The sequence below is a fragment of the Kordiimonas sp. genome, assembly GCF_048264555.1.
Lineage (GTDB): Bacteria > Pseudomonadota > Alphaproteobacteria > Sphingomonadales > Kordiimonadaceae > Kordiimonas.
Map to the genome: position 1 here is coordinate 422,030 of NZ_JBLXCX010000002.1, position 24,962 is coordinate 446,991.

Consider the following 24,962-nt stretch of genomic DNA (forward strand, 5'->3'; position numbering starts at 1 on the left):
ACTTGCCCGCGAAGTCGGAAAAGGTTAGCACAGCGCCATGATGTTCCAAACGAATGACAGAGACCGGCGCGCGGTAGGGATATGGCTGCTTTTCATGGCCTTCACCGTCTTTGTGATGGTGGTGGTAGGCGGTGCAACGCGCCTCACGGAATCGGGTCTCTCAATTGTAGACTGGCGTCCGGTTACGGGTGTGCTTCCGCCAATCGGTGATGAAGCCTGGCAGGAGGAGTTTGCCAAATATCAGACGAGCCCCGAGTTCAAGCTCAAGAACTATCATATGAGCATTGAGGACTTTAAGGGCATTTTCTACTGGGAATGGGCTCACCGGCTGCTCGGCCGATTGATTGGCTTATTCTTTTTTGTTCCCATGGTGTGGTTTTGGCTCAAGGGCCGTGTGCCTGAGGGGTACAAGCCGCGTTTGATCGTTCTCTTTGTGCTCGGCGGACTCCAAGGACTGCTTGGCTGGTATATGGTGAAGTCCGGGCTTGTTGATGAGCCCGCTGTGAGCCACTACCGGCTAACGGCGCATCTCTCATTAGCGCTTCTTATCTTCTCGGCTCTGTTCTCGACCGCGCTTTCGCTTCTAAATCCTGCTCCTACCCAGGGATCGAAGGTTATGAAGCGCCTGAGCCACCTATTCGCGCTGGTGCTGGTTTTTCAGCTTGTTATGGGCGCTCTCGTTGCGGGGTTGAAGGCCGGGCATATCTTCAATACATGGCCGCTCATGGGTGAGACCTTCATGCCGGAAGGCCTGCTTGTTATGGAACCCATGTGGCGGAACTTTGTCGATAACGCGGTGACCACGCAGTTTGACCACCGTATTGGCGCTTACGTCCTTTTTGCGCTTGCCGTAGTGATCTGGTTTGTTGCTCGCCGTGCAAATTCAACCGTAAAAGGTGCTGCGAGCTTTCTTATGGCCTCAGTTGTCATGCAAATGACACTGGGTATCGTGATGCTTCTTCTGGAAGTGCCGGTATCGTGGGGCACAGCCCATCAGGGCGGGGGTGTTGTCGTCCTGGCAGCAACCATATATTTAACGCATATACTCAGGGGGAGACCGGTTTCATGAGCGATAACCATGAATTTGTAACAATCTACCTAATGGCTGAAAGTGAAGACGTTGCTGTGCATATCTCAACGGCACTGGTGAAGGAAAAGCTGGTCGCCTGCGCAAATGTAAACTCGGGCACGCGCTCCATCTATGAATGGGACGGTATTATTCAGCTTGACAACGAAATCACGGTTTTCATGAAAACGCACGTTAGCAAAATGGACGCTGCGATCAAGCGCATCAAGGAAATGCACAGCTATGAGGTACCGTGCATCACGGCAATGCCGATCGTTGGTGCGAATGCCGATTATCTGGATTGGGTGAAGCGTCAGGTTGGGCTTTAAGGCGCGACGGTTAGCCAAAGATTATATATGGCAGCCTCGGATGGGCCTGCTTCACCAATATGAAGAGTGCCGTCTTGAAGGATTAGGGCGCGGCCATCGCCGCGCACTCCCCATAACGACCCTTTCAAAAAGACCGTCATACCATTGGCTACGCCATGTGCTTTTGCTTTGGCGGGCAGGGAATATCTCACCCACGCTTCACCTTCGGTAATGTTGCCTATATCTGCCCTCCAGTCGTCTCCGGCAGGTTCATCGCCCACATATCCCGCCCATGGGGTGTCCCAAGTTGCACCGGTCAGGAACGCTGGTACGAGGATGAGTTCGGCGGCTGGCGGGTACATATCATCAAACCAGCTATCGGCGCAAATGAGGACGGCATATTCCAGGTCATCCGACGTAAACACGGGCTGGGTCTTGGCAGGGAATGATTTGATAAATCCTTGCTCAGAGGGAATAGGGTGGCTCTTGCGCACCGCGTCTTCTATCGGCAGACCATCAGGACCGAAGACGAAACTCGCGTTGAAGATGGGCCCATGACCGTAAGAAAGCCCTTCATCATAGATGCCCGCCGTCATCAGGGCGGCTGAGCCTGCAATAAGGGTAACGCCGTATTCCTTGGCCAAGCCACCAAATACATGATCAATATTTTCAGAGAGGATATCCGCTCGCGCGCGGAAAAGTGCTGCCGCCCAAGGGTCTGCATCATCAAAGATAAAAAGGCTTTTAAGCGCTTCAACTGGCTCGCTTGCCAAAATACGCATAAGGGGTAGGGCGCTGCCATCTGCACTATAAACTCGCGCTCCCATATCCGTCGCAACCAACCAGGTCGCAAGATGTTCGGGGAGGAGCACGATAGTATTGGCGTTGAGCCAACCTTTCTCTTGAGCCTCATTAAGGTAGCCCGCGATCTTTGCCTTAAAGCGTTCAGGGGTGGCGTAATCAAGCGGCTCTATCACCGGTTCAATACCAACCACGTTACCCTTGCCAGCATCTTCACCAAAACTTGCAGCATGGCTCAGATGAAGGTGCAAGGGTCCATTGTGATCAGGTTTGAGGCCAGGCCAAAAGAGATAGGTCGCGGTGATGATAATCACCGCAAGTGTTATGAGTTTTTTCTTATGACGTCTCATTCGCCGCCGACAGGAATGTGAACCCAGCTTTCGCCGAGTGGTATACCGTCTACTACGGGGGCGAGCTCAAACACGGCATTGGCGCGGCGTTCAAGATCTTTCTGGAAACTGATCCATTCGGGCGTCTCATCGTCACCCACATATATATCAGCCAGGGTCATGTTGTGATCTTTGCCAAATTCTACGTAGAACAAGATCAGCTCGCCCTTGCGGTTTTCATCGGTCACGGTCAGAGATCGCCACATCAGCCAGTTTTCGGGCACGTTAAGCTCAAACTTTTCAAGGAGGGCAGCGGTTCCAGCTGCTTCGCCGGCCGGATTGTCGCGCCTTGAGGCTGTCATGTCGAAAGCATAGGCGTTACTGCGCCAGCGATAGCCCGCGACTTCAGGGCTTTTGCTTAGATCGTAATTGTAGGTGCCGTCATTATCTGCATGAAAAGCTTCAAACTGGGCGATAAACAACCGTTTGACCTCAGCCCCGTCAGTTTCACCGAATATGAAACGTTCGCCGGAAGCCCTGTCCCCGATTGTGATGGCGTGGCGGCCAATTGTGCGCATGGCGTCATCTGCCATGCGAATGGCGAGAGCAGGGTTCTCAGCCGAGACAATCACCGCTTCTTTGATGCGGCTTTCATCAGGTGGTGTGTCATTTGCCAAGAGCGGGAAGAAGGAATAAGAGGCACAGAATGCCAGCGCCAGAAGGATATTTCGTGGCCGTGGCGTGGGTCGGAACAGTTGCTCGGCCATTCTAGGCTCCCCGCTTTATAATGTGCTGGTCGGCGCTATTGGCCGACCAGCTTATAAACGGGATGATATCAGGCGTCGGAAAGGCGAACAACCTGCTTGCCGAAGTTGTTGCCCTTCAGCACATCCATGAAGGCCTGGGGCGCGTTTTCAACACCTTCGGCGATACTTTCACGATATTTGAGCTTGCCTTCCTTGAGCCAGCCTGCACCAACACCGATCCATTCCTTGCATAGATCAGGGTAGTTTACGACGATGAAGCCTTGCATCTTCACGCTGCGACCAACCAGTAAAGCGAGATTACGAGGGCCGGGGGGCATGTCGTCCAGTGTCGCGTTATAAAGCGAGATCATGCCACAGAGTGCCACACGGCTGTTGAAGTTGAGATTATTGATAACCGCCTCAAGCTGCGGGCCACCCACATTCTCAAAATATACATCAATGCCCTTGGGATTGGCGTCGCGGGTAGTTTTATGGATATCCGAGGTCTTGTAATTGAAGGCAGCGTCGAATTCGAGCTCGTCCGTCAAATATGCAACTTTGTCGTCGGTACCGGCGCTACCAGCCACATGACAGCCCATGTTTTTGCCAATCTGGCCCACAACCTGGCCCACAGCGCCCGAAGCGGCAGAGACAAATAGCTGTTCACCTTCTTTGAGCTCCGCCACGCCTTTCAGGCCCACATAGGCGGTCATGCCCGGCATCCCGAGGATACCTAGGTAATAGGAAAGCGGCGCGAGGTTGGGGTCAATAGGCTGGAAGCCATCACCATTCGTTGTCATATAATTGGCCCACAAGCCCATGCCGGTAACATATGTCCCAACCGGGAACTTTCCGCCGTTTGAAGCAACCACCTTGCCGACAATACCAGCCTGCAGCGGTTCACCGATCTGGAAAGGAGGTACATAGCTTTTCACATCGTTCATGCGGCCACGCATGTAGGGGTCAACGGACATATAGACTGTCTCAAGCAACACTTCGCCCGCCGCGGGTTCAGGGACAGCCGTTTCAGCCAGCTTGAAGTTGTCAGCTGTTACCCAGCCGTTTGGGCGGCTATTCAGAAGGATCTGTTTATTGCTCATGGTTTTGGTCCCTTGATTTGAACTTTGCTCTCCCTTGATATGGAGCGAGGGCAGGGACACGGCAAGAAATAGACATTTTCTGTGGGGTATTTATTTACCGCTTTTTTAACATATTGTTTTTAATGTATAATTTAAGTCAGTGGTCCTAAAAAAGCGTTTGACAGTTTGTTAAATATGCCTATATTCCGCGCCAATGTGATGACGGCGTCTGTTTTGCCTCATCCGTTTAGTTTTAACACTGGCCCAAGGCGCATGAAAGCCAAGGGCGGTAACCGAGGCATAATTGCGATGAAAACTTATTCCGCAAAACCTTCGGAGATCGAAAAGAAGTGGCTGATCGTTGACGCAGAGGACGTAGTTCTCGGTCGTCTGGCTCAAGCCATCGCTGTTGTTCTCCGCGGGAAGCACAAGCCCACGTACACTCCGCACATGGATTGCGGTGACAACGTGATTGTTATCAACGCTGAAAAAGTAAAGCTGACCGGCAAGAAAATGGCCGACAAGGTTTACTACCGTCACACTGGTCACCCTGGTGGTATCAAGTCCGCAACTGCAGGCGAGATCCTCACCGGTCGTTTCCCTGAGCGTGTGATTGAAAAAGCGATTGAGCGTATGATCCCTAAGGGTCCGCTTGGCCGTCAGCAAATGCGCAACCTTCGTGTTTATGCAGGCGGCGAACACCCGCACACTGCACAGAACCCTGAAGTTCTGGACGTTGGCGCAATGAACCCGAAGAATAAGAGGTAAGCGACATGGCCGATCTTCAAGACCTTAAAGAAATCACCGGTGCGGCTGACGCTGCTGTGGTGGAAGCCGCTGAAGAGCGCAAGCCTGTTGTTGACGCACAGGGCCGTTCCTACGCAACCGGCAAGCGTAAAGACGCTGTTGCACGCGTATGGGTAAAGCCAGGTTCTGGTAAAGTGACTGTAAACGGTCGCGATCAGGAAGTTTACTTTGCACGCCCAACACTGCGCCTCATCGTGAACCAGCCTTTCCAAGTTGCTGGCCGCGAAAACCAGTATGATGTTGTTGCAACCGTTAAAGGCGGCGGCCTTTCAGGCCAAGCTGGTGCGGTAAAGCACGGTATTTCCAAAGCGCTTCAGCTTGCTGAGCCAGAACTTCGCGGTTCGCTCAAGGCTGCTGGCTTCCTTACCCGCGATAGCCGGGTTGTTGAACGGAAGAAATACGGTAAAGCGAAAGCTCGTCGTTCCTTCCAGTTCTCCAAGCGTTAAGCGCATACGAGTTTTTGTTTCGAGTATCAGTTTCGAGTATCCAAAAATTCAGTTTCGAGTTCAAAAGGCCGTCCCATGGGGCGGCCTTTTCTTTACCCGCCATCGTATTTATCGCTTCTTTATGCTGTACCCGCCTATATCAGGCTGATCATTGATGCGCGCGCGCCTAGCATGGCCTCAGATAACAATGTGAGGGCTGAATAATGGTTAGGAATTCTAAGCTTATCTGCGCGTTGCTTGGCAGTGTCTTTGTGCTGCAGGCATGCTCTACGGACCCGTACACGGGTGAGAAGAAGGTCTCCAACACTGCTATCGGCGCAGCCATTGGTGCTGCGGCTGGTGCCGTGGGTGGTGTCATTGTTGGCGGTTCAAACAAACGTAAAGCCGCGCTCATCGGCGCGGGCATTGGTGCGCTCGCCGGTGGTGGTGTTGGTTTTTATATGGACCAGCAGGAAGCAAAGCTCAGGCGCCAGCTTCAGGGCACCGGCGTACAGGTCGTGAGGGACGGGGATAATATTATTCTCAACATGCCCGGTAACATTACATTCGATACGGACAGCACAGTAGTAAAGCCGGACTTTATGGAAGTTCTCCACTCTGTATCATTGGTGCTGGATGAATATGACAAAACCTACGTGGACGTTATGGGCCATACGGATTCGACCGGTTCCGACAGCTATAACATGCAGCTTTCTCAAGGGCGTGCGCAGACTGTGGCCAGCGTACTCACTCAAAAAGGTGTAGACCCTGTGCGCCTTGTTGTCCGCGGTTATGGGGAACAGCACCCGATCGCGAGCAACGATACAGCGTCTGGCCGTGCCATGAACCGCCGAGTGGAGATCGCTTTGTCACCTGTGGTCGAGTAGGGAGTTGGCTATTCCGGATACCGATAACTTAGTGTGTTGTGAGAAAGCTTGGGCAATAGCGTCTTGACGTAGAATTATACTACTAATATATGGGTAAATAATCGTAGATAAAACTAGGAAATCCTAAAATGACAAAAATTATTACCTTTTGGGTAATGATAATTATGATTAATGTCAGCGCGACAGCAGCTGAGCTTCTAATTACGACGGAAAACAACCACGAACGCGAATATCGAACTGGTGCCGTAATTCAGGAATTTACGGAAAGCCATGATGTATCCAAGTGGATGTTTACCAGTAAACTTCATGTGGACATAAGAGCCATACCGCATAGCCACCCGGTTCTGACGCTACATACCAGACACCTTGAAAAACCCTATCTCTTGTATTCTACATTTATCCACGAGCAGATTCACTGGCATCTCGATGCTAACCATGATGCTGATATGGCCGCACGAGCGGACCTCGCCAAATTATTGGGACCAGCAAAAGTCGGCTATCCATACGGTTCGCCAGATGAGAGCGCGACATATCTTCATGTGCTGGTTTGCTATCTCGAGATCGATGCGATGAAGCAAATATTCGGGAACAAAAAAGCGGATGAACTTCTAAACTATTGGAAGACGGATCACTACACGTGGGTATATGAACAGGTCGACACTCATGCCGATGCGATAGCGGAGATTATAGATCGACATGGGTTACGACTATAGAGTCAGAAGCACCCGAATTTCTAGTGGTCGTGCCCACACCCTGGGCCGTGCACATGGTCGTGATCATGGTGGTGATGATCATGGCCACAGCCAGGGCCGTGTACGTGGTTCTTCATCTGTTTGATGTATTTCTGCATCTTCTTGAGCAGTAGGTCGCGCTTCATCTTGGACAAGTGATCAAGGTATGTTTTGCCGTCGAGATAATCGATCTCGTGCTGCAAAACGGTGGCAAGCCAACCATCCGCATCAATTTCGTGCCGCGTGCCTTCCATATCCAGATACGCGAGCCGGATGGCATCAGGCCGGGTGATCTCGGCGGAGATACCCGGAAAGCTGAGCGACGCTTCTTCATGTGTTGAGGTCGCGTCTGACCGCCACAGGATTTCGGGGTTAATGCAAACCATAGGCTCGCGGCGGCCTTCTGGTTGCAGGTCAAGCACCACGATGCGTTTGAGAAGCCCAACCATATTGGCGGCAATACCGATGCCCCGGCTTCCATACATGATATCCAGCATCTGATTGGCGAGCGCGCGCACGTCGTCATTCACGTCATCAATTGCAACAGCTTTCTGGCGGAAGATGGGGTTTGGGGCAGTTATCAGGCTCAGATTGGTCATACAGCTCACCATTATGATTCCAGCGCTACTGATACCGCCATCAGAATGAAATTGCCAGCGGCGTTTGCCTGTGCCTTGGTTGAAATCTCAAGTAAGGGCTTCAATGTGATCACATTATACTTGCCTACCGACCTAACTGAGCGCATTTTCGCGAATATAACCATCAAGGAGTGCGCCATGAGTGCCAAAGGAGTGCTAAACTTTCGGGAAACAGATCCCGAGGTAGAAAACGGGCCTGTTTCAGCTGAGAAGCTGATCTCGGGCAGCCCGCAACAGCAAACAGAAAACATCTATACCAGCAAGTCCGAGAAGTTCTTCACCGGCTATTGGTCCTCTACCAAAGGCAAATGGCACGTGAACTATGATGGTGAAGAAGAGTTCTGTCACTTGCTGGAAGGCGAGGTTGAACTTGTGGACGGGGAGGGTCGTGCGAGCCGGTTCAAGGCAGGGGACCGTTTCACGATTTCCGCTGGTTTCAAAGGCACTTGGGAGACAATCAAGGATTGTCGCAAGCTCTATGTCATTGCTTTAGTGGGATAATATATGACAACCGCCAAGGGTTGTGAAATACTCCCTTCGCTGATTTTATAGACAAGGAGATAAGGCATGAAGCGGCTGATGCTTGCCCTGATGTTGGGCGCAACCTTACCGATGACCGGTGGTATCGCGGATGACGGCACTCCCTCAAAACAGGGCGCTGAGGTCTATATTATCAGCCCAATGGATGGGGAAAGCCTGAAAAGCCCAATCACCGTTCGTTTTGGCCTAAAGGGTATGGGCATTGCCCCGGCGGGCGTTGAGAAAGAAGGCACCGGCCATCATCATCTGATCATTGATACAGACCTGCCGCCGCTTGACGAGAACATTCCCATGGATGAGCAGCATATCCATTTTGGTGGCGGGCAAACGGAAACGACGATCGAGCTCAGCCCCGGGAAACATACACTGCAACTGCTGCTTGGTGACCAGAATCATATCCCGCACAGCCCGGCCGTGACGTCCAAGAAAATCACAATCACGATTGTGGAGTAGCCGACGTTCCGCTACATGCCTTCAGCCTTTGTGGTGAACCGAGGCGGGCTAACGGCAGTCCAATGAACAGGCCCATCTGGCTTAACAGGTAAGGGCTTGTTCAGGTGGCTCGCAAAAGTTTGACGGCGCATTGCGCACAAAACCTCTGTTTGCTTGGAACCACCACAGCCTCTTGTCTTCAAATCCTCCACCACGAGGGATACCGTTTGCCAGTTGCCACTGCGATTAACGCGGTTGGCAAAGGTTTCAATCTCGCCATTGAGCATTGAGAAATGCTGCTCATAGTCATTATTCAAGTGTGCAACCACCTGTTTGTTCGCATCACCTGCAGGCATATCGTCGATTACTTGCTGTATGTGATCGTGGGTATCAGAAGCACAGGAAACCCAACCGTCTACGTCCTCAACGAACCGAGATACGCTGGGCCTCAACGGCTTCAAGGGGGAACTGCCACGCACCTTCGTGGGGGCTTCGGGTGGTGTGCCACAAAACTCTGACAAGCGCGGGATTTTGGAAAGCGCGGCGTGTGTCATCTCTCCCTTGTCATCGGCCATAAGGGTGTGTGGCGTCAGCAGGGCAACCACAACCGGTACAAGCAGTTTCATAGGCAGCGCTTCTTCGTATCCATGAAGATAGCGTACCGGAATGTGGGCCACAGGCAAGTTTGAATTGTATCTTTGCACGTGGTAGCGCTGCACGCCGATTTATGCTTCATCCACTTGAAATATATGCCTAAGCTGCGGCCGAGCGTATGAATTAGCAACGAGGATATACAGGAATGCCACATCTGGTGATCGAATATAGCAGCGAGCTTGAGAGCCACACCAAGGTATCGGCCATGATGCAGGCGGCACATGACGCTGCGGTTGAATCCCGGCTTTTTGGCGTTGATGATATCAAGGTGCGGGCCTATGGGTGCGGCCATAGCCTTGTGGGCGGCAGGGCCGCCAGTTCAGTGCATATAACCGTGTATCTGCTTTCTGGGCGAGATCAGCCAACACAAAAAGCGTTGGCAGAGACTGTGCTTACTCACATGAAAAAACTGCGCCTGCCACTTCAATCACTGAGTGTTGATTGTCGTGACATGGACCGTTCCGTCTATACAAAAGAAATATATTAATTTGGGGCTCACACAATAAACCGAACCAGGGGGACAAGATGAAACTCAAAACACTGACATGCGCTGCAATTGCAGCACAGACGCTCGCGAGCGCAACCATCGCTGACGGGCATATAGACCCGCCTGTTGAGGTGCAGCGTTTGCACAATATGGTGGCTGATGTATCAGCAGACCGGATAGAGGCTGATATCCGCAAGCTTGTGGGTTTTGGCACCAGACACACACTGTCTGACACCAAATCCGAGACCCGCGGCATTGGCGCCGCCCGGCGCTGGATTGAGGCCGAGTTCAAGCGCATTTCCGAAGGCTGTGAAGCCAAGCTGGAGGTTTATACCGTATCTGACACGGTGACAGGACGCCGCATTCCGGAACCGACGGAGGTTGTCAGCGTGATTGCTGTCCAGCGCGGCATCCTCGACCCTGACCGCGTTGTGATGATGTCGGGTGACATTGATAGCCGTATTTCAGATCCGCTGAACGGCGTGGACGATTCTCCCGGTGCCAACGACAACGCCTCCGGCATGGCGGGCACCATTGAGGCTGCCCGTGTGCTGTGCCAAACCAAATTCCCGGGCACCATTGTTTATGCGGGCCTGTCAGGGGAGGAGCAGGGGCTCTATGGCGGTGAAATTCTGGCGCGTCATGCCAAGGAAAAAGGCTGGCGTGTGATGGGTGTGCTCAATAACGACATGATCGGCAACATTGAGGGCATCAACGGTGTTATCAATAACACCACGGCACGCGTGTTCTCTGAAGGAACGCGGGATACGGAAACGCCGGAAGAAGCACGTACGCGTCGTTTTTCAGGCGGTGAGGTGGATAGCCCAAGCCGTAATATCGCGCGTCTTGTTGACCGTTTGGCCGACCAATATATCCCTAACCTCGATGTGATGATGATCTACCGGCTTGATCGTTTCGGCCGTGGCGGGCACCACCGGCCGTTTAATGAAGCGGGCTGGCCCGGCGTGCGCATCATGGAAACCAACGAGAATTATAACCGCCAGCATCAGGACATCCGTACGGAAAACGGTATTGCTTACGGTGACGTGATTGAGGGCGTTAACTTTGACTATGCAGCCAAATTGACATCCCTGAACGTGGTGACGCTGGCATCAATGGCAGGTGCACCGCCTTTCCCGAGCGATGTGAAGCTCGAGGGTGCTGTGCAGCCCTCAACCACCATCAGTTGGAATGTGCCGGGTGATGAGCGCCAGCAAGCGAACCTCAAAGGCTTCCGTATCTATTGGCGCCTGACAACCGACGCGCAGTGGCGCTGGAGCCATTTTGTGCCAGCTGATGCACGCTCCCACACGCTCGAGAATGTGGTGATCGACAATTATTTCTTTGGTGTAGCGGCGGTTGCCAATGATGGTCTGGAGAGCCCCGTGGTATTTCCGGGCCCCATGGGTGCGTTTGAGAAGCCTCAGGCGGCAGAATAATCCCGCTTTCCTGACGCAGATGTGACATGACGACCAGTGGTATCCTCGGGTATCACTGGTCAAATGCAATTTGAGAGAGGTTGTCCGTGCGGTTGTTGAAGTCCCTCATCGCTATTGTTTCCATGGTTTTGACACTGAACGTTGCGGGTTTCGCTGCGCCGCTCGGGGAAGTGGAGGCGAGCCATAGCACGCTGCGCGTCTATAGCGAACTGGACGGGCTTAACCCTAACAGCCGTCAGTGGTTGGCTATCGAGATTACCCCCAGAGACGGCTGGCATAGCTATTGGCGTAACCCGGGCGATAGTGGCGCAGCCCCCATTCTGGAATGGACCGCTAGCCCGGCGGACGTAAGCTTTACCGACCCGCTTTTCCCCGTACCCAAACTGATACCTGTTGGCCCACTCGCGAACTACGGCTACTCGGGCGCAAGCGTGATGCTGGTTGAGATGAAAACCGGGAACGCGAATACCGCCCTAAAGCTCGATGCCGAATGGTTGATCTGTGAGGTGGAATGTGTTCCCCAGTTCGCGACGCTTGAGTTTACGCTAGACCGGAAGGCAAACCCGGCGTTTAGCGAAGACGCTGATCTATTTGTCACCGCGCGTTCAAAACTGCCGGAGCCGGGCTATTGGGGTGGTTTGTTGCGGGTTGAGGGCACGTCTTCCGTGCTCACCGTTTATATGGATAAAAACGATGTCAGCGGCATCACCGATGCCGTGTTTTTTGCGGGGCAGGAGGGTGTGCTCAACTATGCCACACCCCAAAGCTGGTCATGGGGCGAAAAAGGGCTGGTTCTAACGCTTCCTCGGGACGCAGGAGCGCTGAACCCGAAAGCCGCAGATGGCCTACTGTTTTTGACCACAGAGGGGGGCGGCACAACAGCCTACAAACTCGATCCTATGCTCAAAATTTCGGACGAGAATGTTAGCCACACCGCCGCCACAGAAACCAGCACACTTTTGACCACAGACGGCATGCCCGTGTGGCGGGCGGCGCTCTTTGCGCTTCTTGGCGGTTTGATCCTGAATTTGATGCCCTGTGTGTTCCCGATCCTGTCGCTGAAGGCCTTCTCATTCATCTCGGCAAACTATAAAACCGAGGCCAAGCGCCGGTTTGAAGGCATCGCCTATACCTTTGGTATCTGGGTGAGCTTCATGGCGATTGTAGCGGTTCTTCTGGCTCTACGGGCTGGTGGTGCGGCGATTGGGTGGGGCTTTCAGCTTCAGGAGCCGCTATTTGTGGCACTCATGGTGCTCCTGATGACCTTTGTGGCGCTCTCGCTTTCGGGGCTTTTTGATATCCGCCTTGGTTTTGAAGGGGCGGGGCAGGGCTTTGCTTCCCGCGAGGGTGCGCAAGGGGCGTTTTTCAAAGGCGTGCTTGCGGCACTTGTGGCGACACCGTGCACGGCGCCCTTAATGGCGCCCGCTATCGGTTTTGCGCTAACCCAGCCTATTGTAACGGTTTTTACAGTCTTTAGCCTGCTGGCGATAGGTATGGCACTGCCGTTTCTCGCGCTTTCTTTCATTCCCGCTGTTGCCAAGATGATGCCAAAACCCGGTGCCTGGATGGAGAAGATGAAAGAAGCGCTTGCGTTTCCGATGTATCTGACAGCGGCGTGGCTGCTTTATATTTTTGATCGCCAGTTGGGTGCGGTTGCGACCTTCCTTCTTCTGGTTGGGCTTATCATTTGTATCTTCGGTGTCTGGCTCTCAAAACAGGGGCAGGGGCGCGTGCTCAAGGTTATCTCACTGTTGATCATCGTTGGTGGCATTACCTTTGTCGCCAGCAAGCCGTGGGCCGGTCTTTTGGAAACCGGCGATCAGGCGATGGAGGCGGAAGGTGTATATTCCGCAGAAAACCTTGCCGCCTTACGGGCTGAGGGCAAACCTGTGTTTGTCTATTTCACCGCCGACTGGTGCATCACCTGCAAGGTGAATGAAAAAGTCGTGCTGATGACGGATGACATTCAAGGTTTGTTTGCCGAAAAAAATATCACCGTACTCAAGGGTGACTGGACCAACCGGAACGCTGAGATCGCAGGTGTGCTTGCACGCTACGGCCGGGCGGGTGTGCCGCTTTACCTCTATTATGCCCCAGGGGCGGCAGAGGCTGTATTGCTTCCTGAAATACTAACACCAGGCGCCGTGCGTGACGCCATAAGCTGAAGGAGTAAGTGATGAAAAAGACTTTGTTACAATCTCTTAGTGTTGCTTGTTTATGTACTGCATTCTCTTTATCTGCAGCCGCTGAGCCGGTTATCGGGCAACCCGCGCCCCAGTTCGAAGGGATGACCACGAGTGGGGAAACCATCTCGCTTGCTGATCTTAAAGGCACGCCGATAATGCTTGAGTGGACGAACCACGGTTGCCCTTATGTGCAGAAACATTATGACGGCGGCAACATGCAGAAAACCCAGCGCGCGCTTACCGAAGACGGGGTGGTCTGGCTATCGATCATCTCGAGCGCACCGGGAACACAGGGGCATGTGAGCCCAGAGGACGCCGATGAACTCACGGCCTCCCGGGGTGCCTATCCAAGCCATGTGGTCCTTGACCCTGAAGGTACAATTGGCCGGCTGTATGATGCTAAAACCACACCGCATATGTTTCTCATCAATGCCTCCGGCACATTGGAATATATGGGTGCGATTGATGACAAGCCATCCGCGCGGCCATCTTCGCTTGAGGGCGCCCACAATTATGCGCTTGCTGCATGGGATGAAGTGAAGGCTGGAAAACCGGTTAGCGAAAGCAATACCAAGCCTTATGGCTGCACGGTTAAATATGCGGAATAAGGTTCACGCTGGTTAATCAAGCTGGATTTCACATAATTTTCAGCACGATAGCCAAAATTAAAGGTGTGTTAAGGCTATTGATTGAGACTGAATGCGCTGTAAGATGTACACAAGCAGACGTTTTGTGTGGGTGACACAATTAACTTAAGGCAAGGCAGGCACGCCCTATGTTTCTAATCATTGGTCTCGTTGTTGTCCTCGTGATGGTGTTTGGCGGCTTTGCTATGGCAGGCGGCAAGTTTGGCATCATCATAAAGGCCTTGCCGTTTGAGTTGATGATCATCTTCGGTGGCTCGATCGGCGCATTCATCAGCGCGAACTCGACAGGCGTGATCAAGGCTGCCCTTGGCGGTGTTGGCAAGGTGATGAAGGGACCACACTGGAAAGCGGACGATTACCGCGACCTTTTGTGCCTTATGTTTTTGCTGACCAAAACCATCAGAAGCAAGGGCGTTGTGGCGATCGAAGCCCATATCGAAAACCCCGAAGAATCAAAGATTTTCCAGCAGTTCCCGCGCATTGTTGAAGACCATCATGTTGTGGAGTTCATTTGTGACTATGTGCGCATGATGACCATGAACTTCGATGACCCGAACCAGATGGAAGACGCGATGAATGCTGACCTTGAGAAGCATCACGCCGAAGAGCATGAGCCGCAGCACGCTTTGCAGATCATGGCTGATGGCTTGCCTGCTGTTGGTATTGTTGCCGCGGTTCTTGGTATTATTAAAACCATGGCTGCGATTGCGGAACCGGTTGAGGTACTCGGCGGCATGGTTGGTAGTGCGCTTGTTGGTACCTTCCTCGGGATTTTCCTGTCTTATCTGATGATTGCACCCATCGCGGGCCGTCTGAACCAGATTCTGACGGAGGATGGCCAATTTATGCAACTCGTGAAAATCGTGCTGGTATCGCACCTTCAGGGCAACCCGCCACAGATTTCGGTTGAGCTTGGCCGACGTAACGTGCCAAGCCATCTGATGCCCACTTTCATTGAGCTGGAAGAGGCAATCGCGGAGCTGCCGCCGGACATTTAAGTTTTCTCAAGAAAAACAATGACGAGCGCGCGGCCATGGATCAAAATGGTCGCGCTTTTATTTGTACTCCATTAAACGCAAACACGGTGACACCATGACACAGAGCAGAAAAATTCGGGTCGGAATTCTAGGCGCAAGCGGCTACACGGGCGCAGATCTCGTAAGGTTATTGGTTCGCCACCCCAATGTTGAAATCGCATTGATGACGGCTGAGCGTAAGGCAGGCATGCCGATTGGCGATGTGTTCCCACATTTGATGGGCCTTGGCCTTCCTGACCTCATCGGGCTTGATGAGGTGGAATGGCACGGTGTTGAGCTTGATGTGGTTTTCTGCGCACTGCCGCATGCCACCAGCCAGGAAGTAATCAAAGGCCTGTTGCATGCCACCAACCATAGCCTACTGGATGAGCTTATTGTTGAGACGAGGGCCGATCTGGCCTCATCCATCTCCGGCGAGGTCAAAGTGATTGATCTGTCCGCTGACTTCCGCCTCCGGGATACAGACACCTACGCCGAGTGGTATGGCCGCGAGCATGGCGCGCCTGAGCTGCAACCAAAGGCGGTTTATGGTTTGCCAGAGATCAACCGCGAGAGCGTGAAAGAGGCAAGCCTTGTAGCATGCCCTGGGTGCTACCCGACAGCAGCACTGCTCGCGCTTGTTCCGGCACTGAGAAGCGGTGCTATTACCCCAGAAGACATCATCATTGATGCCAAGTCAGGCGTATCCGGCGCCGGGCGTTCGTTGAGAGAGCCGAACCTTTTTGTTGAGGTGTCCGAGGCGATGCATCCATACGGCATTGGTCATCACCGGCATATGCCAGAGATTGAGCAGGAACTCTCGCTGGCTGCGGGGCAGGCGGTTTCAATCAGCTTCACGCCGCATCTGGTGCCCATGAACCGCGGTGAGCTCGAGACGATCTATGTGAAGCTGGCTGGCGATAGTACGGCCGCAGACCTGAAAGCGGCGTTGGCGGAGTTTTACACGGATGAACCGTTCGTGTCTGTGCTGCCGGGCAATGTTGCACCCGCCACGCGCATGGTTCGCGGCGCCAACGGTTGTGTTATCAATGTGTTTGAGGATCGCATCAAGAACCGCGCGATCATTGTGTCCGCTATCGATAACCTAGTGAAAGGCTCGTCTGGGCAAGCGATCCAGAATATGAACCTGATGATGGGTTTTGACGAGATGGCAGGGCTCGAGCAGGTCGCAATGTTCCCATGACGGACATCGTTTCGTATCCCCTCTATAGAGATACCAAACTCGGTGGTCGCTTAAGTCCTTTTAAGGGGATGTGGCCTCGTGTGGCAGAGAGCGCTTATATTTTCCACGGCGCGCAAGTGGTTGGGGATGTTGAGATCGGCGAGGGGGCCAGCATATGGCATAACTGTGTGTTGCGGGGTGATGTTAATTACATTCGCATCGGCCGGCGCACGAACGTTCAGGACGGCACCGTTATTCACGTGAGCACCCACACCTATCCAACACTTGTCGGTGACGATGTGCTGATTGCCCACATGGCCATGCTTCATGGCTGTACGCTTGAAGACAATGCTTTTGTAGGCATGGGCGCTATCGTGATGGACAACACCGTGATTGAGCCAGATGGTATGCTGGCGGCGGGCGCTATGCTCACGCCTGGCAAGCGCATTAAAAGTGGTGAATTGTGGGCAGGTAGCCCCGCAAAATTCATGCGTATGGTGACCCCGACTGAGCTTGAGAAAAACCGCAGCATGGCTGAGCATTACCGCCTGCTGGCCGAGCAGCATCGCTTCGATAGCCTTGGGCAGGTGGCGGAGAAGCCCTACCCATAAGTAGAACCTCATAGTTTTTGTGGCAATATTGTCGCATCCCACCGAGTTTCTAAAAGTCGCTATTGCAAGGCATTCGCATTATTAGTATTGGACGCCCAAACAGATTACCGAGCGCAGCTTTATCTCACACGCGCTCGGGTTCAGAGGAGCGTATTCATGGTATCCAAAACCAACCTTATGTCGGCACTGCTTGCAAGCGTTGCCATGTCATCTCTTGCGGTCGCAGAAGAAGCAGGTGTTGTTGAAGAGCTTATCGTTTCAGCAACCCGCACGGCAAAACCTGCAAGTACCATCCCCAACATGGTGACGGTTATCAGCCCGGAGGACTTGGACGAGCAGCTCACGCTTGCGACCGACACGGCGGGTATTCTTGCCAATCTGGTTCCCGGCTTTTCCCCCAGCCGCCAGAAGATGAGCGGATTTGGTGAGAGTTTCCGGGGTCGCAGCCCGCTTTATCTTATCGACGGTGTGCCGCAATCAAATCCTTTGCGGGATAGCTCCCGCGACGGTTACACCATCGACCTCGCGGTTGTTGACCGGATTGAAGTGATCCACGGCGCCAACGCGATCCAGGGCCTTGGCGCCACGGGTGGTATCATTAACTTCGTCACCAAAAAGCCTGACAACAGTGGCGATATGAAGATTGGTGTGCAGGCAGCGCTGACAACAACCGATAATTTGGGGGACGAGGGCCTTGAGTATCGCGGCAGCATTTATGCGACCCAAAAAATTGGCAACTTCGATTATCTGGCATCCGCAAGCTACCACAAGCGTGGTTTGATGTTTGACGGGCAGGGCCGCAGCATCGGTGTTGACCAAACGCAGGGTGACCTGGGGGATAGCGAACAGCGCAACCTCTTCGCCAAAGTGGGGTTTGAACCCACTGAGAACCAGCGTATCCAGTTTACGATCAATGACTTCAATCTTGCTGGTGATGGGGACTATGGAACGCTTGCCGGTGACCCAGCGACAGGGCGTCCGGCGACTGCCATTGCAGGTAGCCCCGAAGGTGAGCCTGGCACTAATGATGTGACCACCATCTCGCTTGACTACACCCATAAGGCTGTTGCTGATGGAACGCTTACGGTACAGCTCTATTCGCAGGATTTTCGCGCAAGTTTTGGCGGCGGCACCTTTGGCTCATTCCAGGACCCAGCCATTGCACCCGTCGGCACGCTTTTTGACCAGTCCGAAAACAACTCAGAAAAACGCGGTGCCCGCATAAGCTGGGATAGACAGGGCATTGGCAGCTCGGGCGTGAACGTCTTTACAGGCGTTGACTATCTGCAAGATACAACGTTCCAGCGTTTGATTTTCACGAACAGGAACTGGGTACCGGAAACCAAATTTGAGAATATTGCCCCCTTCGTGCAGGCAGAACTGCCATTTGCTGGCATCTTCACGCTTTCCGGCGGCTTGCGCTATGAAAACGCAAAGCTGAAGGTGGATGATTTCCAGACACTCGCAGGCAACCGTGCATCCAGTGACTATGCGGTCCTCACCGTTGAAGGTGGCAGCCCCTCCTTTGACGACCTGCTGATTAACGGTGGTTTGATGGTGGAGCCAGTTGAGGGCTGGACGATTTACACCTCCTACTCGGAAGGGTTCACCATGCCAGACGTGGGTCGCGTCTTGCGCGGTATCTCCACTCCTGGCTCATCTGTTGACACCATCTTCGACCTGCAGCCGGTGAAAGCTGACAATATTGAGCTCGGCACAAGTGTTACCATGGGTCGTGTGCAGGCGCAGGCGAGTGTGTTCCAGTCCAAGTCTTCTGATGGTGCACGGTATGTGGCAGACCCTGATGGTTTCCTGCGTGTACAGCGCGAGAAGACCCGCATTCGTGGCTTTGAAGCAATGCTTGAACTTACGGTAACGGAAGAGCTGAACGTTGGGGCGAATGTCTCGGTTCAGGAAGGTCGTGTTGATACAAATGATGACGGTGTGCTGGATGCCGACCTGGATGCGGTCAACATCGGACCAAACCGTTTCAATATGTATGCGGCTTACAGGCATGGCGACTGGTCTGCCCGTGTGCAGCTTGCTCATCTCTTTGATCGTGACTTCACCAACGCTGCGGATGCTCTGGCCGCCGAGTTCAAAGGCTATGACGTTGTGGACCTCCATATCGGCTACCGGCTTGAAAGTGGCAAGATGCAGCTTGGTGTGCAGAACCTCTTCGACAAGCAGTATGTCACCTATTACTCACAAGCAGGTACAACACGGGGTGACCGTTACTTTGCAGGTCGCGGTCGTGCAATCACCCTGTCATACCAGGCAGAGTTCTAGGGGCGGGTAACCTGCTGATGCGCCGTATTTTGAAGAAAATACACCAGGTGGTAGGGCTGTTTGTTGCGCTCTACATGCTTGTGATGGCGCTTACGGGCACCTTGCTCGTTTATAAAGATGCGATACTGCGGACCGCAGTACCTGAGCTGGCGACCACGGTCGCCACTCATGCACCCGCCAGCCAGGCGACGATTCTTGAAAAACTTGAGCGCCAATATCAAAACCCTGGGGTTCGCTCGATCAAGCTGCCGCGTGATGGGGTTAACGCTTATAAGCTCTACTTGAATGACAAGTCAGAGTTTCTGGTGAATGCCAAAACGCTGGAGCCCGTCTATGATCCCATCCATATGGTGCCTCTCTTTGCTTTCCTTTTTGATGTGCACCATAGGCTTACCTTTGGTGAGGTCGGGGAAGAGATCGTTGGGGTCTTCGGCCTGTTTGCCTGTTTCTCCCTCCTAAGCGGGCTTTATCTTTGGTGGCCATGGCGCAAGGGCTTTAGCCTCAGCACGGCGGTGCCTGCAAACAGTCGCGCTGCTTCCTACCGCGGTGCGCACGTCACCACAGGTATCATCGTGGCGCCTCTGTTGTTAGTGGCGACGGTCACAGGCACTGCCATGATCTATTCTTCCGCGGTGCGATCGGGCTTGACGGCGCTCTTAGGCGGCGAACAGCCAACTGTTACACACATGCTGCCTCAGGCTACGGATGTGAGGGCGGCGCTGTTTGATCGAAAAGACCAGGTTTTTCCGGCTGGCATGAGCACACTCTACATTCCCCCGCGTGGCCAAAGCGGTGTGTACAGCATTCGCCTCAAAATGCCAGACGAGTGGCACCCGAACGGCCGAAGCACGGTGAAAGTCGACCTGGAAGGGCAAACGGTTGTTACCTATAACGCACCAGAGGCTGCTTTAGGCCACAATATGGCGGACACCATATATCCGCTGCACTCTGGCAAAACAGGTGGTTTGTTGTGGCAGTTCCTGGTCGCACTCTCTGGCGTAGCAACGTTTTATCTCTGTTATTTAGGGCTCAGCGCTTATGTAAAGCGTCGCCGCATGCGGCATGTGAGCGCAGGCACCAAATAATAATAAAATATTGATGTAAGTGGCATTGATTTTGCGCCCTTGTTTCGCTAGCTAGACACTCCAAGTTATTGCTTGTCTTGGTATTTTTAGCGACAAAGAGGTATCCCCATGACTTTTCAACTCCCCCAATTGCCATATGAACAAGATGCCCTTGAGCCTCACATTTCAAAAGAGACGCTCGGGTTTCACCACGGTAAACACCACAATGCTTATGTCACGAACCTGAATGGCCTTGTGGAAGGCACAGAGTTTGAGGGGCAGTCTCTTGAGGCTATTATGCAAGCCACAGCAGGGAAAGCTGACAAAGCGGGTGTTTTTAATAACGCCGCACAGATTTGGAACCACACCTTCTACTGGCATTCGATGAGCCCGAACGGCGGCGGCGAGCCTACAGGTGAGTTGGCCGACAAAATCAAAGCAGACTTTGGCAGCTTTGATGCATTTGTTGAGGAATTTAAGAAAGCAGGGGCCACACAGTTTGGCTCAGGCTGGGCATGGCTCGTCCTGAACAAAGCCGGCAAGCTTGAGGTAACCAAAACCTTGAACGCAGAATGTCCACTCACAGACGGCAAGACACCGCTCCTGACCATGGACGTGTGGGAACATGCTTATTATCTCGACTTCCAGAACCGTCGTCCGGACTATATCGCGACGTTCCTATCTAGCCTGGTGAACTGGCAGTTTGCTGCTGCAAACTATAGTGCGGCTACAGCAAAAGCTGCTGAATAGTAGTTTTGGTACTGATCAGCAAAAAAAAGGGCCGGTTATCCGGCCCTTTTCATATTCTTTGGTCATAACCCGGCTATTACCAGCCCGCAGCGCCGTTCTGAGCGCTTACCATGCAGTAAAGCATCGGGATTGAAAGCATTGTATTCGTGCGGCTGAAGAGCATCGCCTTGCGTGCAGCGGCCGGTTTTGCGTCAGCTTCCGCTTCAACGATCCCCAGTGCGATTTTCTGGTTCGGCCAGATGATAAACCACACGTTGAACCACATGATAATGGCAAGCCACATGCCGATGCCGATAGAGCGGAACCCTTCACCAAGGGTCAGCGCATCGACAATGTAACCATTGGCGGACGCCAGCCAAAGGCCGCTCAGCAGTGTGAACATAGCGCCCCAGCGGAACCACCATAGCGCTTTTGGCGCAATGTGTTTACCGATCGCAGGTTTCATTTCGTCAGGAATAGATGGCATTGTCGGGATTTGAACAAAGTTAAAATACCAGAGAAGGCCAATCCACATCACGCCCGAGAGTACATGAATATACCGTGCGTAAAATGACATGTCGTATGCAACGCCGCCCTGCATCATGACGCCAAGCAAAATAGCCATCAGAACAAAGCCGACAATCACTGTGTTTTGCAGTGATTCAAGAATTTTTCCCATTTCCTAGCTCCCCAATTTGCAACTGCAAATATTGTGTTGGAACGCAAATCTTACCGTTCCGGTCATTGTTTCACAAGGAAAACAATGACATGCCAAAGCCGCCCTTAGGAGTTGCCGCCTCAGCGCGCCGGATTTCATTTGATTTTCAAAGCGCGGCGAGCCATGTTCCCGCGCATGCAAAACGGCCAAACAAATACAGAATATTGCCGCGCTATGGTGCGGGAGGATGATATCGAGCGATATTATTCAGCCCTGTTTGCACCAAGTCGGCATCAGGCGGACCTATGGGCCCTATACGCCTTTAACCAGGAAGTCGCGAAGACCCGGGAAAGCGTGTCAGAGCCTATGATTGGCGAAATCCGTCTACAGTGGTGGCGGGAAGCGCTAGAGGGCATCCGTGCCGGTACGCCAAGGGAACACCCAGTTGTTCAGGCACTGGCCAGCATCGATAACGTCGAACAACTTTCACCACACCTGCAAGAAGTGATCGATGGCAGGGCGCAAGACCTTTATGGAGAGGGTGATGTCAGTTTTGACGCCCTTAAAACTTATGCTGAACAAACGGGCGGTGCTTTAAGCGTGGCCGGGGGCCTCATTCTAGCGCCACAGGCCGACCAAGAAACCCTCCAAGCACTTCATGCGTCGGGGTCTGCGTGGGCGATGCTTGGTATTATCAGGGCGCTCCCGTTTCAACTGAGTGACACTAAAGAGTTTTCTGTGTTGGGTGAGCTCGGGCAATCACTTTCCGCCCTGAAAAGCTCGGAGGTGGCAGAGAAGTTACAGCCCATGGTGAATGAGATGACCGCGTACGTCACCGATCAACTAGAAGCCAGTAGAACAGCTGGTGCGGCGCGCGCGGTGAAACCTGTGCTCGCGCTGAATAGCCTAAGCGGCAAACATCTGAGCGCATTAAAGTGCGCAGGTGGCAATCCGTTCAACCTGCAGGGACATGAGATCGGCAATCTCAGGCGGCTTTTCACCTTGCTCAGATATCATCTTTTTTAAAAACACTAAAAGCCCGCATCTCATACGAGTTGCAGGCCAACAGGCTTCGTTCAAACCAAATCAGGCTTGGATATCTACTCTTTCACCCACGCCCGGGCCAGTAGAAGAAGGCTCGATCTCTTTACGTTCGATCGCGCTGTCTTCTGCAGACTTTCGCTCAGTCGCAGCTGATTCAAGTGACCCTGAACGCCCAGCGGCCGAAACATCGGCAGCATTGGCAGTGGATGCTCCTTGAATATCCATACAATTTGCTCCTACCTGCGTGCGTTTACCCATGACACACGCTCTCTCAACACGTTAGACTATACACTATATGGGAAGAAAACCCAAGATTTAAAGGAAACCGCTGGTTTGAAGCCGAAGTCAGCCTGTAGTGGAAGTTTTTGCATGCGGAAAAAAATAGCGAATACCATGGTTTCAGGCGCACTGATTTTGCTGACCGCCTGCGCGTCCGGAGGACCTTCAAAGCGCGCGACTGAGGATGTGGGACCAGTATCTGTTCGCGCACGAAACAGCTTGGCAACTGAAAACCCCGCAGGTCTCGTCAAGGTGGGGGAGGGCTTTGAGCGTGCAGGAAACTATGCTGCCGCGCAGGCGCTCTATCAACAAGCACTAGCCGCAGCGCCGGACTTGATGGCAGCCAACGTCGCCGTTGCCCGCATTCTTACACCGATGGGACGTCCGGAAGAAAGCTTGCGGCTGCTTCAGGCTCTCGTGGAAGAGAGCCCTGAAGCGACGGAAGCGCGGTCGGCCCTTGTTGACGCCTACATCGCCAATGCTGATTATAAGAGCGCCTTACAAACTTTTCAGCCGCTGATAACATCGGCCTCTTCGGCGGAAGTGTATGACACCGCTGGGCGGCTAGCCTATATATCCGGAGCACCGGATGGTGCTCGAATATTTTTTGACAAAGCTTTGAAGCTGGAGCCAGAGAACCCATCGGTACTACAGCATCTCGCGCTCTCTTACGCGTTGGACGGTGCCTTTGAAAGCGCTGTTGCCCTTATTCAGAAAGCGATGGACCGGCCTTCAGCCCAACTGCCAGCCCAGCGCAGTCTTGCCATCATCTATGCGCTTTCTGGCCAAACAGACGCGGCGATGCACATTGCGCGCGGCGCAATGCCCCTTGAGGAAGCGAATAATATGCGGGTTTTCTATCAGCTCCTCCCTAAGCTTCAAGGAGAGGAGAGGGCTGCGGCTGCCATGTTTGGGCGCATCCCAACCAATGCCATTGAAAAACTGAACGGCAAGTGAGGCAAAATGCCCCCTTGTCTGTTGAAGCGATGCGGGGTAACAGTGCCCCAACATTTAAGTACCTGTATTGTACCTGACCGGATGAACGCTTTGAAACAGTGCCAGAACATGGATGAAGTTCGCACGGAAATTGACCGTGTAGATCGCCTGATTGTCCCGCTTCTTTTGGAGCGCCTTACCTATATAGCGCAAGCTGGCCATATCAAAGGCGACCGCGATACGGTGAGGGACGAATGGCGCATTGAGGATGTAGTTTCAAAGGTGAAAGCGGAAGCTGAGAAGCGTTCAGGCAACGCAGATTATATTGAAGACATATATCGCCATTTGATTGAATGGAGCATCGCCCACGAATTTATAGTGTGGGACGATGTCAACAACGAAGAGCGGAAAAGTTCCGCGCTTTAGGCTTTAGCGCACTGCGTGCAGAAACACACTGTTGGGTCCAGCTCCAGTCGTTTGGCTGAGATTTCATCACCACATTCAAGGCAATAGCCAAAGTCCTCGGCCTCAATTCGCTCGAGTGCGGAATTCAAGCGCGACAGCATTTGCTGACGCCGGACAGCTATCGCATTGTTCATGGCCTGGCTCTGCAGAGCATCCATCCGGGAGAGACGGCCAACACGGCTCTGATCAAGCTCGACGACGGCGCCGCGGGAATCTTTTGCGGCACTATCGGTCGCTTGCAGGTCTCTTTTCATCGCGAGGAGCTTGGTTTTCCAGTCAATCTCGGTCACAACACACCCCAATGAGATAGCTTCTTTTCAAGAGAACATCTTGGTAACCATGTAGTCAAGTTGGCTGAAAGATTGTTAGCAGCACAAAGCCGGGAAGTTAGAAATAATAGGTTTTATTTAACCACAATGAGCATATAATTTTCTCAAGTAGCATGAGTGAGCGTACCAGCGTTCACGCTGCTTAACCCAGAGGGCT

At 53.1% G+C, this 24,962-nt stretch carries 29 protein-coding genes and 1 pseudogene; 22 read left to right on the forward strand and 8 right to left on the reverse strand.

The window, feature by feature from the left end; genetic code table 11:
• The first annotated feature begins 37 nt into the window (after window positions 1-37).
• Window positions 38-1,069: a COX15/CtaA family protein gene (locus ACN0XZ_RS07045; protein WP_417457028.1), complete on the forward strand. Its 1,032-nt coding sequence runs from the start codon at window positions 38-40 to the stop codon at window positions 1,067-1,069.
• On the forward strand, window positions 1,066-1,395 hold the full coding sequence (cutA, locus tag ACN0XZ_RS07050; RefSeq protein WP_417457029.1) for a divalent-cation tolerance protein CutA: 330 nt from the start codon (window positions 1,066-1,068) through the stop codon (window positions 1,393-1,395). Before ACN0XZ_RS07045 ends, cutA begins: the two co-directional genes overlap by 4 nt.
• Here the strand turns inward: cutA and ACN0XZ_RS07055 are convergent.
• From ACN0XZ_RS07055 to ACN0XZ_RS07065, 3 genes are all read right to left on the reverse strand, one after another.
• On the reverse strand, window positions 1,392-2,525 hold the full coding sequence (locus ACN0XZ_RS07055) for a hypothetical protein (protein WP_417457030.1): 1,134 nt from the start codon (window positions 2,523-2,525) through the stop codon (window positions 1,392-1,394). The two genes, cutA and ACN0XZ_RS07055, sit on opposite strands and share 4 nt — an antisense overlap.
• Window positions 2,522-3,271 carry a hypothetical protein gene (locus tag ACN0XZ_RS07060; protein WP_417457031.1) on the reverse strand — a complete coding sequence of 250 codons (750 nt, stop codon included), beginning with the start codon at window positions 3,269-3,271 and terminating at the stop codon, window positions 2,522-2,524. The genes ACN0XZ_RS07055 and ACN0XZ_RS07060 overlap by 4 nt, the downstream gene beginning before the upstream one ends.
• Window positions 3,272-3,339: 68 nt before the next feature.
• The gene (locus ACN0XZ_RS07065) at window positions 3,340-4,350 is read right to left on the reverse strand and encodes an NADP-dependent oxidoreductase (protein ID WP_417457032.1); all 1,011 of its coding nucleotides are present in this window, start codon (window positions 4,348-4,350) and stop codon (window positions 3,340-3,342) included.
• A gap of 288 nt (window positions 4,351-4,638) precedes the next feature.
• Between ACN0XZ_RS07065 and rplM the strand changes: the two genes are divergently transcribed.
• The 4 genes from rplM to ACN0XZ_RS07085 all read left to right on the forward strand — a co-directional run bounded on the left by rplM (window position 4,639) and on the right by ACN0XZ_RS07085 (window position 7,161).
• On the forward strand, window positions 4,639-5,097 hold the full coding sequence (gene rplM, locus ACN0XZ_RS07070) for a 50S ribosomal protein L13 (RefSeq protein WP_417457033.1): 459 nt from the start codon (window positions 4,639-4,641) through the stop codon (window positions 5,095-5,097).
• A gap of 5 nt (window positions 5,098-5,102) precedes the next feature.
• A complete protein-coding gene (gene rpsI, locus ACN0XZ_RS07075) occupies window positions 5,103-5,582 on the forward strand; it encodes a 30S ribosomal protein S9 (RefSeq protein ID WP_417457034.1) in 480 nt (159 codons plus the stop codon).
• Window positions 5,583-5,785: 203 nt separating this feature from the next.
• The gene (locus ACN0XZ_RS07080) at window positions 5,786-6,448 is read left to right on the forward strand and encodes an OmpA family protein (protein ID WP_417457035.1); all 663 of its coding nucleotides are present in this window, start codon (window positions 5,786-5,788) and stop codon (window positions 6,446-6,448) included.
• Window positions 6,449-6,576: 128 nt separating this feature from the next.
• Window positions 6,577-7,161, forward strand: a complete 585-nt coding sequence (locus ACN0XZ_RS07085) for a hypothetical protein (protein WP_417457036.1) — start codon at window positions 6,577-6,579, stop codon at window positions 7,159-7,161.
• Window positions 7,162-7,181: 20 nt separating this feature from the next.
• Here the strand turns inward: ACN0XZ_RS07085 and def are convergent, their stop codons facing one another.
• The gene (gene def / locus ACN0XZ_RS07090; protein WP_417457037.1) at window positions 7,182-7,778 is read right to left on the reverse strand and encodes a peptide deformylase; all 597 of its coding nucleotides are present in this window, start codon (window positions 7,776-7,778) and stop codon (window positions 7,182-7,184) included.
• 177 nt (window positions 7,779-7,955) lie between these two features.
• On the opposite strand from def, the gene ACN0XZ_RS07095 reads away from it, so the two are divergent.
• Window positions 7,956-8,318 (forward strand): cupin domain-containing protein, encoded by a 363-nt coding sequence (locus tag ACN0XZ_RS07095; protein ID WP_417457038.1) that lies wholly within the window; start codon window positions 7,956-7,958, stop codon window positions 8,316-8,318.
• A 66-nt stretch (window positions 8,319-8,384) separates the two neighbouring features.
• Window positions 8,385-8,810: a DUF4399 domain-containing protein gene (locus tag ACN0XZ_RS07100; RefSeq protein ID WP_417457039.1), complete on the forward strand. Its 426-nt coding sequence runs from the start codon at window positions 8,385-8,387 to the stop codon at window positions 8,808-8,810.
• 11 nt (window positions 8,811-8,821) lie between these two features.
• Here ACN0XZ_RS07100 and ACN0XZ_RS07105 read toward each other — a convergent pair whose 3' ends face one another.
• A complete protein-coding gene (locus ACN0XZ_RS07105; protein WP_417457041.1) occupies window positions 8,822-9,415 on the reverse strand; it encodes a hypothetical protein in 594 nt (197 codons plus the stop codon).
• Between the two features lie 173 nt (window positions 9,416-9,588).
• Here ACN0XZ_RS07105 and ACN0XZ_RS07110 point away from each other — a divergent pair, with 173 nt between their 5' ends.
• The 11 genes and pseudogenes from ACN0XZ_RS07110 (at window position 9,589) to ACN0XZ_RS07160 (ending at window position 21,115) form a co-directional block, all read left to right on the forward strand.
• On the forward strand, window positions 9,589-9,930 hold the full coding sequence (locus tag ACN0XZ_RS07110) for a 5-carboxymethyl-2-hydroxymuconate Delta-isomerase (protein WP_417457042.1): 342 nt from the start codon (window positions 9,589-9,591) through the stop codon (window positions 9,928-9,930).
• 38 nt (window positions 9,931-9,968) lie between these two features.
• Entirely contained in the window at window positions 9,969-11,369 is a 1,401-nt protein-coding gene (locus ACN0XZ_RS07115) for a M28 family metallopeptidase (protein ID WP_417457043.1), read from the forward strand.
• 122 nt (window positions 11,370-11,491) lie between these two features.
• Window positions 11,492-11,896 (forward strand): annotated as a pseudogene (locus ACN0XZ_RS07120) (protein-disulfide reductase DsbD domain-containing protein); the annotation flags it as partial.
• A 138-nt stretch (window positions 11,897-12,034) separates the two neighbouring features.
• A complete protein-coding gene (locus ACN0XZ_RS07125; protein ID WP_417457574.1) occupies window positions 12,035-13,534 on the forward strand; it encodes a protein-disulfide reductase DsbD family protein in 1,500 nt (499 codons plus the stop codon).
• A gap of 11 nt (window positions 13,535-13,545) precedes the next feature.
• Complete coding sequence (locus ACN0XZ_RS07130; RefSeq protein WP_417457044.1) at window positions 13,546-14,163, forward strand: redoxin domain-containing protein; 618 nt, start codon at window positions 13,546-13,548, stop codon at window positions 14,161-14,163.
• 167 nt (window positions 14,164-14,330) lie between these two features.
• Window positions 14,331-15,200, forward strand: coding sequence for a flagellar motor stator protein MotA (gene motA / locus ACN0XZ_RS07135; RefSeq protein ID WP_417457045.1), 870 nt, complete (start codon window positions 14,331-14,333; stop codon window positions 15,198-15,200).
• A gap of 94 nt (window positions 15,201-15,294) precedes the next feature.
• Window positions 15,295-16,422: an N-acetyl-gamma-glutamyl-phosphate reductase gene (gene argC, locus ACN0XZ_RS07140; protein WP_417457046.1), complete on the forward strand. Its 1,128-nt coding sequence runs from the start codon at window positions 15,295-15,297 to the stop codon at window positions 16,420-16,422.
• A gap of 68 nt (window positions 16,423-16,490) precedes the next feature.
• On the forward strand, window positions 16,491-17,012 hold the full coding sequence (locus ACN0XZ_RS07145) for a gamma carbonic anhydrase family protein (protein ID WP_417457575.1): 522 nt from the start codon (window positions 16,491-16,493) through the stop codon (window positions 17,010-17,012).
• A 156-nt stretch (window positions 17,013-17,168) separates the two neighbouring features.
• Window positions 17,169-19,301 carry a TonB-dependent receptor gene (locus tag ACN0XZ_RS07150; RefSeq protein ID WP_417457047.1) on the forward strand — a complete coding sequence of 711 codons (2,133 nt, stop codon included), beginning with the start codon at window positions 17,169-17,171 and terminating at the stop codon, window positions 19,299-19,301.
• Between the two features lie 17 nt (window positions 19,302-19,318).
• Window positions 19,319-20,386 carry a PepSY-associated TM helix domain-containing protein gene (locus ACN0XZ_RS07155; protein WP_417457048.1) on the forward strand — a complete coding sequence of 356 codons (1,068 nt, stop codon included), beginning with the start codon at window positions 19,319-19,321 and terminating at the stop codon, window positions 20,384-20,386.
• Window positions 20,387-20,494: 108 nt separating this feature from the next.
• Window positions 20,495-21,115: a superoxide dismutase gene (locus ACN0XZ_RS07160; protein ID WP_417457049.1), complete on the forward strand. Its 621-nt coding sequence runs from the start codon at window positions 20,495-20,497 to the stop codon at window positions 21,113-21,115.
• Between the two features lie 76 nt (window positions 21,116-21,191).
• Here ACN0XZ_RS07160 and ACN0XZ_RS07165 read toward each other — a convergent pair whose 3' ends face one another.
• Window positions 21,192-21,773: a urate hydroxylase PuuD gene (locus ACN0XZ_RS07165; protein ID WP_417457050.1), complete on the reverse strand. Its 582-nt coding sequence runs from the start codon at window positions 21,771-21,773 to the stop codon at window positions 21,192-21,194.
• 138 nt (window positions 21,774-21,911) lie between these two features.
• Between ACN0XZ_RS07165 and ACN0XZ_RS07170 the strand changes: the two genes are divergently transcribed.
• Entirely contained in the window at window positions 21,912-22,778 is an 867-nt protein-coding gene (locus ACN0XZ_RS07170) for a phytoene/squalene synthase family protein (protein WP_417457051.1), read from the forward strand.
• Window positions 22,779-22,838: 60 nt separating this feature from the next.
• Here ACN0XZ_RS07170 and ACN0XZ_RS07175 read toward each other — a convergent pair whose 3' ends face one another.
• Window positions 22,839-23,021 (reverse strand): hypothetical protein, encoded by a 183-nt coding sequence (locus tag ACN0XZ_RS07175; RefSeq protein WP_417457052.1) that lies wholly within the window; start codon window positions 23,019-23,021, stop codon window positions 22,839-22,841.
• Window positions 23,022-23,165: 144 nt separating this feature from the next.
• Between ACN0XZ_RS07175 and ACN0XZ_RS07180 the strand changes: the two genes are divergently transcribed.
• Both ACN0XZ_RS07180 and ACN0XZ_RS07185 read left to right on the forward strand, forming a co-directional pair.
• A complete protein-coding gene (locus ACN0XZ_RS07180; protein ID WP_417457053.1) occupies window positions 23,166-24,032 on the forward strand; it encodes a tetratricopeptide repeat protein in 867 nt (288 codons plus the stop codon).
• Window positions 24,033-24,074: 42 nt separating this feature from the next.
• Window positions 24,075-24,437, forward strand: a complete 363-nt coding sequence (locus ACN0XZ_RS07185; RefSeq protein WP_417457054.1) for a chorismate mutase — start codon at window positions 24,075-24,077, stop codon at window positions 24,435-24,437.
• On the opposite strand, the gene ACN0XZ_RS07190 is transcribed toward ACN0XZ_RS07185, so the two are convergent.
• On the reverse strand, window positions 24,434-24,766 hold the full coding sequence (locus tag ACN0XZ_RS07190) for a TraR/DksA family transcriptional regulator (RefSeq protein WP_417457055.1): 333 nt from the start codon (window positions 24,764-24,766) through the stop codon (window positions 24,434-24,436). The two genes, ACN0XZ_RS07185 and ACN0XZ_RS07190, sit on opposite strands and share 4 nt — an antisense overlap.
• Window positions 24,767-24,962 lie beyond the last annotated feature (196 nt).

Coding starts and splice junctions, on each gene's coding strand:
- ACN0XZ_RS07045 (WP_417457028.1), top strand. CDS start 38: ATGATGTTCCAAACGAATGACAGAGACCGGCGCGCGGTAGGGATATGG.
- cutA (WP_417457029.1), top strand. CDS start 1,066: ATGAGCGATAACCATGAATTTGTAACAATCTACCTAATGGCTGAAAGT.
- ACN0XZ_RS07055 (WP_417457030.1), bottom strand. CDS start 2,525: ATGAGACGTCATAAGAAAAAACTCATAACACTTGCGGTGATTATCATC.
- ACN0XZ_RS07060 (WP_417457031.1), bottom strand. CDS start 3,271: ATGGCCGAGCAACTGTTCCGACCCACGCCACGGCCACGAAATATCCTT.
- ACN0XZ_RS07065 (WP_417457032.1), bottom strand. CDS start 4,350: ATGAGCAATAAACAGATCCTTCTGAATAGCCGCCCAAACGGCTGGGTA.
- rplM (WP_417457033.1), top strand. CDS start 4,639: ATGAAAACTTATTCCGCAAAACCTTCGGAGATCGAAAAGAAGTGGCTG.
- rpsI (WP_417457034.1), top strand. CDS start 5,103: ATGGCCGATCTTCAAGACCTTAAAGAAATCACCGGTGCGGCTGACGCT.
- ACN0XZ_RS07080 (WP_417457035.1), top strand. CDS start 5,786: ATGGTTAGGAATTCTAAGCTTATCTGCGCGTTGCTTGGCAGTGTCTTT.
- ACN0XZ_RS07085 (WP_417457036.1), top strand. CDS start 6,577: ATGACAAAAATTATTACCTTTTGGGTAATGATAATTATGATTAATGTC.
- def (WP_417457037.1), bottom strand. CDS start 7,778: ATGACCAATCTGAGCCTGATAACTGCCCCAAACCCCATCTTCCGCCAG.
- ACN0XZ_RS07095 (WP_417457038.1), top strand. CDS start 7,956: ATGAGTGCCAAAGGAGTGCTAAACTTTCGGGAAACAGATCCCGAGGTA.
- ACN0XZ_RS07100 (WP_417457039.1), top strand. CDS start 8,385: ATGAAGCGGCTGATGCTTGCCCTGATGTTGGGCGCAACCTTACCGATG.
- ACN0XZ_RS07105 (WP_417457041.1), bottom strand. CDS start 9,415: ATGAAACTGCTTGTACCGGTTGTGGTTGCCCTGCTGACGCCACACACC.
- ACN0XZ_RS07110 (WP_417457042.1), top strand. CDS start 9,589: ATGCCACATCTGGTGATCGAATATAGCAGCGAGCTTGAGAGCCACACC.
- ACN0XZ_RS07115 (WP_417457043.1), top strand. CDS start 9,969: ATGAAACTCAAAACACTGACATGCGCTGCAATTGCAGCACAGACGCTC.
- ACN0XZ_RS07130 (WP_417457044.1), top strand. CDS start 13,546: ATGAAAAAGACTTTGTTACAATCTCTTAGTGTTGCTTGTTTATGTACT.
- motA (WP_417457045.1), top strand. CDS start 14,331: ATGTTTCTAATCATTGGTCTCGTTGTTGTCCTCGTGATGGTGTTTGGC.
- argC (WP_417457046.1), top strand. CDS start 15,295: ATGACACAGAGCAGAAAAATTCGGGTCGGAATTCTAGGCGCAAGCGGC.
- ACN0XZ_RS07145 (WP_417457575.1), top strand. CDS start 16,491: ATGTGGCCTCGTGTGGCAGAGAGCGCTTATATTTTCCACGGCGCGCAA.
- ACN0XZ_RS07150 (WP_417457047.1), top strand. CDS start 17,169: ATGGTATCCAAAACCAACCTTATGTCGGCACTGCTTGCAAGCGTTGCC.
- ACN0XZ_RS07155 (WP_417457048.1), top strand. CDS start 19,319: ATGCGCCGTATTTTGAAGAAAATACACCAGGTGGTAGGGCTGTTTGTT.
- ACN0XZ_RS07160 (WP_417457049.1), top strand. CDS start 20,495: ATGACTTTTCAACTCCCCCAATTGCCATATGAACAAGATGCCCTTGAG.
- ACN0XZ_RS07165 (WP_417457050.1), bottom strand. CDS start 21,773: ATGGGAAAAATTCTTGAATCACTGCAAAACACAGTGATTGTCGGCTTT.
- ACN0XZ_RS07175 (WP_417457052.1), bottom strand. CDS start 23,021: ATGGATATTCAAGGAGCATCCACTGCCAATGCTGCCGATGTTTCGGCC.
- ACN0XZ_RS07180 (WP_417457053.1), top strand. CDS start 23,166: ATGCGGAAAAAAATAGCGAATACCATGGTTTCAGGCGCACTGATTTTG.